Consider the following 13,795-nt stretch of genomic DNA (forward strand, 5'->3'; position numbering starts at 1 on the left):
TGGTAATATAGGTTCACTGGCGAGAAAAATGATGTTCAGTTCCCTCGCCAGTATTTAAAAATTTAGCGGCCATCCCCTACCCATCGGAACAGCCGAGCGCCTACCAGAAGGAATACCAATGTCATGCCAATCAAAATAACAATCTGTGGAAGTATTTCAGTGAAACCAGCGCCATCAAACATTACGGCACGGGCCGCATCGAGCAAATGGGTAAGAGGGAATATTTGCGCGAACTGTTGCACCCACTCTGGGGAACCATCAAGTGAAAACCACACTCCGGAAAGCAACAACATTGGCCAAGCGATAAAATCGAGTAAACCCCGAGAAAGTTCTTCGCTGCGCGTGCGCGCTGCGATCAATAGCCCTAACGCTGCCATGCAAAGCGAACCCATAAACGCGAGAAGGATAAGTAATAAATAGCTACCTTCCATTACAAAACTAAATATCGCGTTGCAGATTAAATACACCACAATCAATGTAGCCAACACCAACCATACTCGCGAAACTACTTGTGCCAATAAGAACTCAAACGCGGAAAGTGGTGTAGCTTGCAAACGCTTTAGCACTGAGTTTTTGCGATAACGCACTATTACGTAACCCACACCATACAAACAACTGAACATCAGATTCATTGCCAAAATACCCGGCAACACCCAATCAACATAACGCAGCGCTTGGCCGGTTAATACTTCTTGAGCATAGGCGTCACTTCGAGCGCTAAGTAATTCCGCCGCTAAAGCACTACCGGGCGAACTTTCATTCAGCCAATAACGCTGTTCTTGCGGGGCAATCACCAGATCGAGCTGATGTTGTTGTAAACGCCGCAATGCTTGTTCTCGGTTTTCGTAAGGCACTTGCTCAACGAAGCCTAAACTAGCCAATTCGGGCACCAATATGGCGCCATTTGTATTTTGATCCTGTGTTTGTGCTTCTTGCACCACACCCACAGTAACAATCGTACGGTCATCGCTATCAAACAGAAATGCGAATGCCGCTACTAAAACCAAGGGGAAAATCAAATTCCAGCTGAGTGATTCTTTATCTCGCCAAAACTCCAGGTTACGGGCAGTAAATACACCTAAAAAACGCTTCCAAAACATTATTCACCCCGCAACTCATGGCCAGTTAACTTCAAAAACAAATCATCGAGCGTTGCCGATTCAACTTGTAACCCATTCAGCGATACGCCACTAGCAATCAGCTTACTCAGAGTGGCATCTACCTGCGTAGCCTGTAGCTGCATAAAATCACCCTGCTGTTCGGCATCTTTAAACTCTGCGGGCATGGCTGCGCCACTAAAGTTAGTAACCGGTAAACGAATCAACGCACCATTAAAGTACTGATTGAGTAACGTTCGAGGCGCGCCTTGGGTTAATACTTTACCTTTATCTAATACCGCAATTTCATCGCACAGCTGTTCGGCTTCATCCATGTAGTGGGTGGTAAGCAATACTGTTTTGCCACGGCTTCGCACTGAACGAACTAATTCCCAAAAATTTCGCCGCGCCTGAGGATCAAGCCCTGTGGTGGGTTCATCGAGGAAAAGTAAATCAGGATCGTTCATTAGCGCCAACGCTAACAACAAACGTTGCTTCTGGCCCCCCGATAATTTGCGGTGATCACGATCAAGAATATCTTCAAGGTTACACCAAGCAATCAGTTCATCGCGATTCATTGGGCTATCGTAAAAACGGCTGAACAAATTCAACACATCATTTACCTTTAGAAAATCAGGTAGTGCGGTGTGTTGAAATTGTATCCCTACATGCTGAAAGAAATGTTTATCTGCCGGCTTACCTCGGTAAAGAATTTCACCCGCATTCGGTGGCAAAATGCCTTCGAGCATTTCAATAGTGGTGGTTTTACCAGCACCATTCGGCCCCAGCAAACCAAAACAAATGCCCTCGCGAATATCAAGATCAAGCTTATCAACTACATTTACGCCATCGTAGGTTTTCGTTAAGCCTCGGGTGCTTAATATGGGTGTTGCTTCGGTTTTCTTCACAATATTATCTCGTTCGCCAAAAGAGCTATAGTTAGTTGCCGCCAAAGGCGCTGGCAGGTAACATGCTTGCTATATTTTATTAGCCACACATACAGGTATTTTATGCGTATTCCCCGCATTTATCACCCCGATTTATTACAAGTAAACGAAACCAGTGTGCTCTCCGATGAGGCGAGCAACCATACGGGGCGGGTATTGCGATTGCAGCCTGGGGCTCTGCTTGAACTATTTAATGGCGATGATCATCGCTATCAAGCGGAAATTACCGAAGTAACCAAAAAGAAGGTTACGGTAAAAGTATTAGAAAAGGTTCTTGCATCAAGTGAATCAGCATTGAATATTCACCTAGCCCAAGGTATTTCTAAGGGTGACCGAATGGATTTTGTGCTACAGAAATCGGTAGAGCTTGGCGTTACTTCAATTACGCCATTGTTTACAGAGCGCTGCAATGTAAAACTGAGCGGTGAACGTTTGGTAAAGAAACAAGAACAGTGGCAGAAAATTGTGATTAGCGCTTGCGAGCAATCTGGCCGCAATACAGTGCCAGAGGTGAAGCCAGCTATTAATCTGCAAACTTGGTTACAGCAAGAATACGAGGGGCTAGCGGTAACGCTCGATCCTTTAGCAGAAGATAGCTTCGGCAAATTACCAAAGCACGCTACATATCACTTGCTTATTGGCCCTGAAGGCGGTTTTTCCGAAAGCGAAATCGCACAAACACAGCATTACAAATGCCACCCAGTGCAGCTTGGCCCACGCATATTGAGAACAGAAACTGCCGCATTAGCTGCAATTACTGCGTTACAATCTCATTTTGGCGATCTTGCGTAAGCCTTATACCAGCTATGAAATTTTTAGGGAGTAGATAATGACCCGCGTTGCGATTGTGATGGACCCAATTGAATCGGTAAAAACATATAAAGATACTAGTTTCCGTTTGGCGCTCGAGGCGCAGGCACGGGGCTATGAAGTATTCTATTTACAGCTGGCTGATATGTTTATTGAGCAAGGCACCGCTATGGCTCGTGTGCAGCCACTACAAGTAACCGATCAAAAGGAAGATTTTTATCAACTCGGTAAAGCTTCTGTTATCCCGATGGGCGAGCTCGATATTATTTTGATGCGTAAAGATCCGCCGTTTGATATTGAATTTGTGTATGCAACCCACATTCTTGAGCTTGCCGCGCGCGATGGTGCATTAGTAGCCAACCGGCCACAAAGCCTGCGCGATTGTGGTGAGAAATTATACACTGCATGGTTCCCAGAGCTTATTCCGGCTACTTTAGTTACCCGCAGTGCGGAGCAGATTCGTGCTTTTCATAAAAAGCACAAAGATATAATTTTAAAGCCGCTTGATGGTATGGGTGGCGCCTCTATTTTCCGCGTTGATGAAAACGGCGGCAATTTAGGCGTGATTATTGAAACTCTTACCAACCATGGTAATTGCTTTGCCATGGCCCAAGAATATTTGCCGGCGATTAAAGATGGCGATAAACGTATTTTGATTATTAACGGCGAGCCTGTTCCTTATTCATTAGCTCGCGTACCTTCGGCAGGTGAAACACGCGGAAATTTAGCGGCTGGCGGTACCGGCCGGCCACAGCCTTTAAGCGAGAGTGATTTCGCCCTCGCAAGAGCGGTAGGGCCAGCCTTGAAAGAGAAAGGTTTATATTTAGTGGGTTTGGATGTAATTGGTGATCGTATTACCGAGATAAACGTGACAAGCCCTACATGTATGCGGGAAATTGAAAACGCTTATGATATTAATATCGCAGGCCAACTTTTCGACGCACTAATCGTTGATTTGCAGTAAGGAGCGAGTATGCCTGATTCTAAACCAGAGCAAGAAAACACCGAATTTAATAGCTTAGCGAATCATTTTTTAATCGCTATGCCTGGGCTCGACGACCCGTTTTTTCACCACACGGTTACTTATGTTTGTGAGCACAACGAGGAAGGCGCGATGGGGCTTATTATTAATCAGCCCATAGGCATGACAGTAGCTAGCTTGCTCGAACAGATTGATGTGGAAATTACCCATGAGCGGAATTTCGATGATTTACAGGTGCTCACGGGCGGCCCTGTGGCAACAGATCGAGGTTTCGTATTGCACCCGCCACAAGATGGCTGGCGTAGTAGCTTGGAACTCAGCAGCGAAATTATGATCACTACCTCGCGTGACATTCTTGAGGCACTTGGTTCTGATCGCGCGCCACAAAAGTTTTTACTTACTCTTGGTTATGCAGGGTGGGAAGCTGGCCAGTTGGAACAAGAAATTGCGGAAAATAGCTGGTTAACGATTCCTGCAGATCCCAATCTAATGTTTGCAACACCAACAGCGGAACGTTGGGGTAAAGCTGCGGAAAGCTTAGGCTTCGAAATCAGCCAACTTTCTAGTGAAGCTGGCCACGCTTAAAGCTCAGCGCGCTTGTTATTACAATGTGAGAATAATCACGTAGGAATCACAAAGAATGAGTATTCTTGCCTTTGATTTTGGCACCAAAAGTATTGGTGTTGCGGTGGGCAGCCGCATTACTAGCACAGCTTCGCCTCTAGCAGCGCTAGCAGCCAAAGAAGGTATTCCGAATTGGCAGCTCTTAGAAAAGCTAATCAAGGAATGGCAACCGGATTTTTGCGTAGTTGGCCTACCCCTCAATATGGATGGCACCGAACAACCGCTTACTGATTTGGCCCGCAAATTTGGTAACCGCTTACATGGCCGCTTTGGCGTGCAAGTAAAATACCAAGATGAGCGTTTAACCACGGCAAGTGTACGGGAAGAACTATTTGCTCGAGGCGGCTTTCGCGAACTAAGCAAAGGCCGAGTTGATAGTGCCGCCGCTTGCACAATATTGGAGGATTTCTTCCAAACCCACGCCTAAAGCTTTATTCCCGCTTAACGCAAAACAGCCGCAATTGGAATTGCGGCTGTTTGTTAGGGGGGCTTTTTATTGCGCGCCCACACAGCAATTTCTAGCGCTATAAATTTTCTTCCGCATACTGCGCCAAGCTTGAACGCACCACACCATTTAAGTTCATGGTTGAGCTACCATAATAGTTTTTGAAACGCTCAACAATATAAGTTAACCCCGAGGTTACAGCGGTTAAATAATAACTATCGATCTGTGCCAAGTTACCCGAGCAAATGATTTTTGTACCTGCTCCACAGCGAGTAATAATCGTTTTTAACTGCCCCGCCGTTAAATTTTGAGCCTCATCTAAAATAACCACAGCGTTTTGAATGCTGCGGCCACGCATAAAGTTCAGTGATTTAAACTGAATATTGGCCTTGTTCATAATGAAGTTAAGGCTCGATTCCATGTTTTCATCATGCTTATGCAGTACCTCAAGCGAATCGGTAATAGCCGCTAACCAAGGCGCCATTTTTTCTTCTTCGGTGCCGGGCAAATAGCCGATAGATTCAGCAATTTCAGGCGTGTTTCGAGTAACAATGATTTTCTCATACATCCCCTTCTCTACCACCTGCTCAAGCGCGGTTGCAAGCGCCAGTAAGGTTTTTCCACAACCCGCTGGGCCAGTTAAAATTACCAAATCTTGCGTAGGATCGAGCAGAGAATGCATGCCCATCGCCTGATAGATATTCTTTGGAGTAATGCCCCAAGCACGCTGGCTCATAAGCCGCTCGCGGCCAAGATCGAGAATTTTTACATGGCTATTGGTAAAGCTATCCACGCGGGCTGCAAAATTATCGGTATCGTCAATTAAATACTCGTTTGGGTATAACGCCGGAAATAAATCACGAGCAATAAAATGATAGATATCGCGGCCATCTTGCTCCGTTTTTACCTCCCCAACGGTATCCCAAAAATTCCCTTCAAATTGGTGAAAGCCCTTTGAAAGTAAGCGAATATCATCAATCAGCTGATCGGTGCGGTAATCTTCAACGAAGTTTACACCAGCGCCTTTGGCTTTTAAGCGCATATTAATATCTTTGGTTACCAGTACCACTTTGTGCGGTGATTTTGTGGCCTGTAACTGCAACGCCGTTTGAATAATGCGATGATCATTTTCATTCAATGATAAGGCTGATTCAGTTTGCCGAAGTTGAAAATCAGGGAAAATGGATAAATGCCCATTCGCTTGATGCTCACCGGCTATTCGAGTGAGTGGCACTCCGGCTGATATTTGTTCCGGAGTAGCATCGTGTAATGCTTCTTCGAGTGAACGTATGGCCACGCGGGCATCACGGCTCACATCTTTTTGCCTATCTTTAATATGATCCAGTTCCTCCAATACAACCATTGGAATCACTACATTGTGTTCTTGAAAATTAAGGAAGGCTAAGGGTTCGTGCAATAGAATATTGGTATCGAGGACGTAATACTTGGGCTCACTTGCTGGCATAGGTAGAACCTCATCTTTGTTGTTATTCTCAATTTAAGCTTAGACCAATCAGATGAACCTGCTATGACAAAACGAAAATAAATTCTGCTACAATGCGCCGCCTTGCAACTTAAGCTAAAAGCTCGCAACTGAAAAGTGATAAATGCCCATGTTTGTTTATAATCCGCCTATCTCTCCTTGGTTGGAAATTCTCTATCGGGATAATGATTTGTTGGTGATAAACAAGCCAGCAGGATTACTTACAGTTCCAGGCAAAGCCCTTGAACACAAAGATAGTTTAGAGCTGAGAGTGCGCCGCGCTCTGCCAGAAGCGCGCATTGTTCATCGCTTAGATATGGCCACCTCGGGAATTATTATCATGGCGTTAAATAAATACACTCAAGGTGAACTCGGCAAGCAATTTGAACACCGAAAAATAGGCAAACGCTATCGAGCTCGCATTCATGGTGCCCTCGAAAACGCTACTGGTTCTGTTGATTTGCCGTTGCGGTGTGATTGGCCAAACAGGCCGAAACAAATGGTTTGCCATGAAGAAGGCCGGGCTTCTCTAACTCACTACGAAACCGTTCGTGGCACTGCAGCATGGACCGACGTTGTATTGCGCCCAATTACGGGCCGTTCCCACCAATTGCGAGTTCATATGAATAGCCTTGGGCACCCTATTTTGGGTGATCGCTTGTATGGTACCGAAGCATCTAGAAAAGGCGCCACACGATTGCTTTTGCATGCGGAATATCTAGCCTTTACTCACCCAAGAACGGGCGAAGCTATGGAATTTGAATTACCTATCGATTTCGCAGCCGATTGTTTACTCTGAATTATCACTCGCTAAAAAACTAGAAAGCTGCGCTAGGCGTTCTGGTGTGCCTACATCGGTCCAGAATCCTTGGTAATGCTCACCCGTTAAACTATGCTTATTAATTGCTTGCTCAAAAAACGGCCGCAACTTTAAAAAGCCTACTTCAGCGCCAGCAAAGAGCTTTGGATGTAAAATACTGATGCCGCTAAATGTGAGGGCTGGCGTACTTTTTATAAAACTATCACGAATTGAAAAATCACCTGATGGATGATGCTCAGGGTTATCTACCATAACTAAGTGGCCGAGCTCAGTAATGCTTTTCGGCAAATTACGAAAATCAAAATCGCACCAAATATCACCATTTACCAAAACGAATGGTTCATCGCCTAAATGCGGTAATGCATTAATAACACCACCGGCTGTTTCTAAACCACCCTCGGGCTCTTTCGAATACGTAATCTGAACCCCATAGTTACTACCATCACCGAGTGCTTGTTCGAACTGTTCTGGCAACCAAGCTGTATTAATAACTACCTGCTCTATACCTGCGCGCTTTAGGTTCTCAAGGTGCCATACAATTAGCGGCTTTCCTGCTACTTTTAATAATGGTTTTGGTGTGTGATCGGTAAGTGGCCGCATTCTCTCGCCGCGGCCTGCGGCTAGAATCATCGCCCTCATTTGCTGTTCTCTGCGCTACTCGCGCTCTGGGCATTTCGTTCGCTCTGGGCTGTTTCCGCGCTCTGGGCAGTTTGCGCGCTCTGGGCAGTTTGCGCGCTCTGGGCAGTTCGTTCGCTGTAAGCATCAATCGCTGGAATAATGCGTTGCTGCAACCAATCGCTGTAATCCGTAAGTTCTGGATATTTGCTTGCCACACGCCTTAAATAATCAACCGTAGCGGGAATATCATTCAGATACCCTGATTTACCATCGCGATGATAAAGCCGAGCAAAAATACCGCTAGCCTTGGTGTGCCGCTGCAAGCCCATCCAATCAAACCAATGTTGCCACTGAGCTTCGCTTACGCTGCTTGGCAAAATACCCGCAGCCTGTAATGCTTTATAGCCGTGCTGGCTCAATTCTTGAACCATTTTATCAGGCCACACTACGTAACAATCACGCAGCAGCGATACCAAATCATAAGTAATAGGCCCACACACTGCATCTTGAAAATCAATTACACCGAGTTGCGTTTCCGGCGCATTAAGAAGCATTAAATTACGCGAATGATAATCTCTATGCACGCCAACCTGCGGCTGCTGCAGCGCGTTTTCTACCAGCCGATCTGAAAATCCTTGCCAAAGTTTTTGCTCAGCTGGTGAAAGCTCTAACTGTAAGTGAGTGCCTACCAACCAATCAGAAAACAAGGCATTCTCGCGGCGTAACAACGCCTCATCATACGCTGGAAGCGTTCCCTGCCGATGCTCTAACACCCGCATAATTGCCGGCAATTCAGCAATAGCCCGCTGGTAATATTGTTCCGGTTTATCAGCTGTGGTGGCGCGTTGGTAAAACAACTCATCGCCGAAATCTTCAAGTAACATAACACCGAGCTTGGCATCGCTTGCCAATACCTTGGGCACGCGCACATTCGCTTCGGCATAAGCTAACGCAATGGATACAAAAGGCTCTAACGATTCAGGTGGTGGCGCATCTACTAATACGAAACTTTGCGGCGGCTGCGCGTTACCGATAGCTAATTCAACCCGAAAGTAACGACGAAAGCTTGCATCACCGGCAAGAATACGGATATCTAGATGTGCCGGCAGTATGTTCTGCTTTAACAGCTCCGAGAGCCTCTTTGCCGCCCATTCGCCCAGCACTAAAATTCTATCCTTCGCCACGAAATTGCTCCCAAGTTTATTCATTTATATAGAATTACCTATTTCCGATGCTTCGCAAATAGCCCGCACGAGAAAATTGCTTTATTATACCTATCTTTGTGAACCGATTCGGATACTTTACTCAGCCTTCATGATGTTATCGCCTTCTGTATACACATGTAAGCCTCTCCGGCTTTCACTCATTACTACTGCACTATTTGCAGCACTCAGCTTGCCCGCAATTGCTCATAATGAGAAGCCAACAGAGGATATAGCAGCCCCAATAGTTAGTGGTGAGCAAATGGCCGATAACGCCTGCCACGTAACACCAAGTTGGCTGATGGATAATAGCTCCCAAGAGCAGCTTCGAGTTATCGATAGCGATAACCTTAACGATATCATTATTCGCGCTGATGATACCCAAGTTGCGGCAAATCGCTTTGCTGAGTTTAACGGGAATGTATTATTTATTCAGGGTGACCAGAGAATAACCACAAGTAGCGCTTCATTTAATCAAGTAACAAACCAATTTCGAGCCGAAGGCAGCCTTACCTACACGGATGGCTATATTGCAGTAAAAGCAGAACAGATTGAAGCTGATGCTAATGGCGAAACGGCCCTAATCCTTGATAGTGAATATTTTCTAATTCCTCGCGCAGCGATAGGCACCGCCGGGCTTATTGAAATTCAAGCCGCTGAGAACAACCGCCTCATTACTCTGCACGATGGTACTTTTACTACGTGCCCAGGTGAGCGCCCAGCATGGCAAATTCGTGCTTCTGAAATAGAAGTGAATGAAAACGAAAGCTGGGGAACCGCTCGCAACGCACAGTTCCGATTATTTGATGTTCCTGTGCTGTATATTCCTCGGTTCACCTTTCCTTTGAACGATGAACGCAAATCTGGCTTTTTGTACCCAACTATTCGTAGCTCTGCACGCAATGGTGTTGAACTTGAAGTGCCCTATTACTTTAACCTTGCAGCTAATTACGATCTTACACTTACGCCACGCTACATGAGTAAACGTGGGTTAATGACAAATACTGAATTTCGCTTTATGAATGAACGGCACGAAAGCGAAATTCAACTCGAGTTTTTGCCGGATGACAACTCGCTAGATAACAATAATAGCCGCTCATTTGTGCGTTTAGAACACAACACCGATTTTGATGATACGTGGAGTGGCTATATTGATTTCACCCAAGTTAGTGATAGCGCCTATATCAATGATTTTGGTAATCCTTATATAAATCGGGCCGACCCACATTTATATCGTCGCGGACAAGTGGATTACCATGGCAATAAAACCCGTGCGCAAATTCAAATAGAAGATTTTCAAATGCTCGGCCCTTATCGCGCACCTTATAGAACACTTCCGAAAATGAGTGTTTGGCATGATGAATCGATGCCAGGCAACTTCAGTATGCAGTTCTTTTCTGAGCTCAGCCATTTTCGTAACCCGAACGATTCAACAGACAAGGCAACTCGCTTTCACCTAGAGCCAACGCTCAGTTACGCCATGGTGAAAACAGCATGGGATTGGCGCGCGGATGTAAGCTATTTATACACCCAATACCAGCAAACTGCTGATGAGCAGCGCGATTCCTCTGTTACCCGTTATTTACCGCAATTTCGTTGGCACGGCCGCGTTCACCTTGAGCGGCCCTTTAAAAACGGCAACGGATTACAAACCCTAACGCCGCAAGTACAATATTTATATGTGCCTCATCAAGATCAAACGCGAATTGGTATCTACGATACTATTTTAATGCAAGATGATTACCATAGCTTGTTTCGCCCACGGCGGTTCACCGGCCTTGATCGTATCGCTGATGCACACCAAATAACCCTTGGCGCAACTACAAGCTTTTTTGATAGCAACGCTGTGGAACTTATGCGCTTGAGCTTAGGTCAGATAATTTATCTTGATGAGAGCCAAACTCAGCTATTTGATGAAACTAGCAGAGTAACCGCGAGTAACTCAGAACTTGCAGCGGAATTGGATTTCCAAATTGGCCGGCGTTGGTATGTGAGTTCTGCGGTACAATACGATACTGATTTAAGCCTAGCCCGAAAGGGAAGAATCGCCGTTGAGTATCGTAAAGACGACGCTAACTTGTTACAGTTGAACTATCGGCGAGTGCAGGGCTTAGTGGGTACTGATGAAGAAGTAGAACAAGTTGGTTTTACTACTTCATGGAAGATAGCTAACGATTGGTCCGTAGCTGGGCATTGGTATAACGATTTACGCACGAATCGAACCATGGACGCATTATTAGGCGTTCAATACGATCGTTGCTGTTGGTCGATTCGTATTAGTGCGTATCGCCGCGTGAATAGAAATTATGATTTAAGCTTTGCGGATGGTCCGCTACCACCTGCAGGGTTCGATAATGGCGTTAGCGTGCAGTTTATTCTCACAGGCCTAAGTAACAGCACAGGCGCAATGATGAATATGCTGCAACAGGGTATCTTTGGATACCGTAGACCGTTTTATTTAAGTAATTAATTGGAAGCTTTATGAGAAAAATTACAGCCTTGGCTTTTGGTGTGGTTGCCATGCTGGCCAGCACAATGGCGTACGCAGAAACACTTATGGACCGCGTTGCAATTGTGGTGAATGAAGAAGTTATTCTAGAGAGCGAGCTTAACGATCTAATCGCCAACGTTCGCTCAGAAATGGGTACGAGCGGTGCTAATGCTCCATCTGAAACAGCTATTCGCACGCAGGCTACTGAGCGTTTAATTACGCAGAAGTTACAAATGCAGATGGCCAACCGTATGGGAATTCAAATTGATGATGCTTTTCTAGAGCAGGCGCTTGCGAGCATTGCTAGCGAAAACAACTTGTCGGTTGAAGGCTTACGTTTAGAAATAACCTCAACTGGTGCCAGCTGGGCAGAGTATCGCGAAGAAATACGCAAACAAATCGTGATGTCAGAAGTTCAGCGCTCAAGCATTCAGCGCCGTATTTATATGAGCCCGCAAGAGATAGATTTGTTGATGAATTTGATTTCAGAGCAAGGGGCTAACAGCACTGAGTATCGCGTTTCACATATTCTTATTGGCCTGCAAAATGAAGAAGGTGAAGTAGATGAAATTGCGGCTCGTTCACGTGCTGAGCAAGTTCTTGAACTTGCTCGCAACGGCGATGATTTTGCACAGTTAGCGATTACCGCATCCAGCGCACAAAATGCACTGGAAGGTGGTGATATGGGCTGGATGTCGATTAACGCGATGCCAACGTTATTTGCTAATGCGCTGCAAAATCAAGAGCAAGGCTATGTTGCTGGGTTACTTCGCAGCGGTTTGGGTTTTCATATTTTAAAAATCCAAGATGTTCGCGGTGCACAACAAGCGGTTAATGAAGAAGTGCGTTCTCGACATATTCTCATACGCCCTTCAGTAATTCTTTCCGATAACCGTGCGCAACAAATGCTGAATGAGTTCCGCGAGCAAATTCAATCGGGTGAAAAAACGTTTGCTGAGCTCGCATCTGCAAACTCAGCTGATACCGCATCTGCAGCTCAAGGTGGTGTATTGGAGTGGGCTCCTGCTGATGTATATGTTCCCGAATTCCGCGACCGTGTGGCAAGAATGGAGCCAAATGTTATTTCCGAACCATTCAAAACTACTCACGGTTGGCATATCGTTGAAGTACTCGAACGCCGCCAGCAAGATGTTACTGAGCAGCGCATGCGAGAACAAGCACAGCAAATTCTATACAGCCGTAAATTCCAAGAGGAAATGGAAGTTTGGTTGCAAGAGTTACGTGATAACGCCTTTGTGGATATTCGCATTTAAATGATTCAACGTATTGCCGTTACTCCCGGAGAGCCGGCGGGTATCGGCCCAGATCTCATTCTTACCTTAGCTCAGCAGGATTGGCCTGCTGAGCTAGTTGTTTGTGCCGATCAAGAAATGCTTGCCGCGCGCGCGCAACAACTTAATTTGCCCATAACCTTTATTGAATATAATGCGCAACTTGAGCCAAAAGCTCAGCGTGCTGGTAGCCTTACAATCTGCCACATACCGGTAAGAGCAGCCGTAGTTCCGGGCACTTTAAACGAAGCCAATGGCCATTATGTAATTGATACCCTATACCGAGCTAGCCAAGGAAATATGAGCGGCGAGTTTGCGGCTATAGTTACCGGGCCTGTTCACAAAGGCATCATTAACCAAGCAGGTATAGCCTTTAGTGGCCACACTGAATACTTTGCTCATCAAGCAAACTGCAAAGATGTAGTAATGTTACTCGCTACTGAAGGTTTACGCGTAGCTCTTGTTACCACTCATATTCCCCTAGCTTATGTAGCTAAAGCGATTACTACTGAACGTTTAACCCAAGTGATTCATATTTTGCATCACGATTTAGTGAAAAAGTTTGGTATCGCTCAGCCTCGAATTTTAGTGTGTGGGTTAAACCCCCATGCTGGTGAAGGCGGCCATTTAGGCCATGAAGAAATTGATATCATTAGCCCTACACTTGAATCGTTGCGGCAAGAATTTGGCTACCAGCTTTCAGAGCCCCTTCCTGCCGATACTATATTCCAACCCAAGTATCTGCAAAACGCCGATGTAGTTTTAGCCATGTATCACGACCAAGGGTTACCCGTGCTAAAATATAAAGGCTTTGGTGCTGCGGTGAATATCACGCTTGGCTTGCCGTTTGTAAGAACATCGGTGGATCACGGCACCGCGCTCGATTTAGCTGGGCTTGGCACCGCCGATACCGGCAGTTTTAAAATAGCCTTAGAGCAAGCGTTAGATATGGCCGCAAAACATACGCAACACGCGCTTTAGAAT

Annotated in this window: 13 protein-coding genes; 8 read left to right on the forward strand and 5 right to left on the reverse strand. The window is 45.8% G+C overall.

Annotation, left to right across the window (positions count from 1 at the left end):
* Window positions 1-62: 62 nt before the first annotated feature.
* Window positions 63-1,100: an ABC transporter permease gene (locus A28LD_RS06350; protein WP_007420249.1), complete on the reverse strand. Its 1,038-nt coding sequence runs from the start codon at window positions 1,098-1,100 to the stop codon at window positions 63-65.
* Entirely contained in the window at window positions 1,100-2,005 is a 906-nt protein-coding gene (locus A28LD_RS06355; RefSeq protein WP_007420250.1) for an ABC transporter ATP-binding protein, read from the reverse strand. The genes A28LD_RS06350 and A28LD_RS06355 overlap by 1 nt, the downstream gene beginning before the upstream one ends.
* Before the next feature lie 102 nt (window positions 2,006-2,107).
* Here A28LD_RS06355 and A28LD_RS06360 point away from each other — a divergent pair, with 102 nt between their 5' ends.
* From A28LD_RS06360 to ruvX, 4 genes are read left to right on the forward strand one after another with little or no spacing between them, the layout of a single operon-like run.
* Complete coding sequence (locus tag A28LD_RS06360; RefSeq protein ID WP_007420251.1) at window positions 2,108-2,836, forward strand: 16S rRNA (uracil(1498)-N(3))-methyltransferase; 729 nt, start codon at window positions 2,108-2,110, stop codon at window positions 2,834-2,836.
* A 37-nt stretch (window positions 2,837-2,873) separates the two neighbouring features.
* Window positions 2,874-3,818: a glutathione synthase gene (gshB, locus tag A28LD_RS06365; protein ID WP_007420252.1), complete on the forward strand. Its 945-nt coding sequence runs from the start codon at window positions 2,874-2,876 to the stop codon at window positions 3,816-3,818.
* 9 nt (window positions 3,819-3,827) lie between these two features.
* Window positions 3,828-4,421: a YqgE/AlgH family protein gene (locus A28LD_RS06370; protein WP_007420253.1), complete on the forward strand. Its 594-nt coding sequence runs from the start codon at window positions 3,828-3,830 to the stop codon at window positions 4,419-4,421.
* A 55-nt stretch (window positions 4,422-4,476) separates the two neighbouring features.
* Window positions 4,477-4,887 (forward strand): Holliday junction resolvase RuvX, encoded by a 411-nt coding sequence (ruvX, locus tag A28LD_RS06375; RefSeq protein WP_007420254.1) that lies wholly within the window; start codon window positions 4,477-4,479, stop codon window positions 4,885-4,887.
* Between the two features lie 97 nt (window positions 4,888-4,984).
* Here ruvX and A28LD_RS06380 read toward each other — a convergent pair whose 3' ends face one another.
* The gene (locus tag A28LD_RS06380; protein ID WP_007420255.1) at window positions 4,985-6,370 is read right to left on the reverse strand and encodes a PhoH family protein; all 1,386 of its coding nucleotides are present in this window, start codon (window positions 6,368-6,370) and stop codon (window positions 4,985-4,987) included.
* 142 nt (window positions 6,371-6,512) lie between these two features.
* On the opposite strand from A28LD_RS06380, the gene A28LD_RS06385 reads away from it, so the two are divergent.
* Complete coding sequence (locus A28LD_RS06385; protein WP_040487103.1) at window positions 6,513-7,187, forward strand: RluA family pseudouridine synthase; 675 nt, start codon at window positions 6,513-6,515, stop codon at window positions 7,185-7,187.
* Here A28LD_RS06385 and murU read toward each other — a convergent pair.
* Window positions 7,179-7,847: an N-acetylmuramate alpha-1-phosphate uridylyltransferase MurU gene (gene murU / locus A28LD_RS06390; RefSeq protein ID WP_007420257.1), complete on the reverse strand. Its 669-nt coding sequence runs from the start codon at window positions 7,845-7,847 to the stop codon at window positions 7,179-7,181. The two genes, A28LD_RS06385 and murU, sit on opposite strands and share 9 nt — an antisense overlap.
* Complete coding sequence (locus tag A28LD_RS06395; RefSeq protein ID WP_007420258.1) at window positions 7,844-9,010, reverse strand: aminoglycoside phosphotransferase family protein; 1,167 nt, start codon at window positions 9,008-9,010, stop codon at window positions 7,844-7,846. Before A28LD_RS06395 ends, murU begins: the two co-directional genes overlap by 4 nt.
* Before the next feature lie 280 nt (window positions 9,011-9,290).
* Here A28LD_RS06395 and A28LD_RS06400 point away from each other — a divergent pair, with 280 nt between their 5' ends.
* The 3 genes from A28LD_RS06400 to pdxA are packed head-to-tail and all read left to right on the forward strand — an operon-like array spanning window position 9,291 to window position 13,792.
* Window positions 9,291-11,498 (forward strand): LPS-assembly protein LptD, encoded by a 2,208-nt coding sequence (locus A28LD_RS06400; RefSeq protein ID WP_158091784.1) that lies wholly within the window; start codon window positions 9,291-9,293, stop codon window positions 11,496-11,498.
* A gap of 11 nt (window positions 11,499-11,509) precedes the next feature.
* Complete coding sequence (gene surA, locus A28LD_RS06405) at window positions 11,510-12,793, forward strand: peptidylprolyl isomerase SurA (protein WP_007420260.1); 1,284 nt, start codon at window positions 11,510-11,512, stop codon at window positions 12,791-12,793.
* Entirely contained in the window at window positions 12,794-13,792 is a 999-nt protein-coding gene (gene pdxA / locus A28LD_RS06410) for a 4-hydroxythreonine-4-phosphate dehydrogenase PdxA (protein WP_007420261.1), read from the forward strand.
* Window positions 13,793-13,795 lie beyond the last annotated feature (3 nt).

Origin of the sequence: Idiomarina sp. A28L (assembly GCF_000218785.1) — a bacterium.
GTDB lineage: Bacteria > Pseudomonadota > Gammaproteobacteria > Enterobacterales > Alteromonadaceae > Aliidiomarina.

Excerpts from the sequence above, each read along its gene's own strand:
- A28LD_RS06350 (WP_007420249.1), bottom strand. The coding sequence starts at position 1,100 with ATGTTTTGGAAGCGTTTTTTAGGTGTATTTACTGCCCGTAACCTGGAG.
- A28LD_RS06360 (WP_007420251.1), top strand. The coding sequence starts at position 2,108 with ATGCGTATTCCCCGCATTTATCACCCCGATTTATTACAAGTAAACGAA.
- gshB (WP_007420252.1), top strand. The coding sequence starts at position 2,874 with ATGACCCGCGTTGCGATTGTGATGGACCCAATTGAATCGGTAAAAACA.
- A28LD_RS06370 (WP_007420253.1), top strand. The coding sequence starts at position 3,828 with ATGCCTGATTCTAAACCAGAGCAAGAAAACACCGAATTTAATAGCTTA.
- ruvX (WP_007420254.1), top strand. The coding sequence starts at position 4,477 with ATGAGTATTCTTGCCTTTGATTTTGGCACCAAAAGTATTGGTGTTGCG.
- A28LD_RS06380 (WP_007420255.1), bottom strand. The coding sequence starts at position 6,370 with ATGCCAGCAAGTGAGCCCAAGTATTACGTCCTCGATACCAATATTCTA.
- A28LD_RS06385 (WP_040487103.1), top strand. The coding sequence starts at position 6,513 with ATGCCCATGTTTGTTTATAATCCGCCTATCTCTCCTTGGTTGGAAATT.
- murU (WP_007420257.1), bottom strand. The coding sequence starts at position 7,847 with ATGAGGGCGATGATTCTAGCCGCAGGCCGCGGCGAGAGAATGCGGCCA.
- A28LD_RS06400 (WP_158091784.1), top strand. The coding sequence starts at position 9,291 with ATGGCCGATAACGCCTGCCACGTAACACCAAGTTGGCTGATGGATAAT.
- surA (WP_007420260.1), top strand. The coding sequence starts at position 11,510 with ATGAGAAAAATTACAGCCTTGGCTTTTGGTGTGGTTGCCATGCTGGCC.
- pdxA (WP_007420261.1), top strand. The coding sequence starts at position 12,794 with ATGATTCAACGTATTGCCGTTACTCCCGGAGAGCCGGCGGGTATCGGC.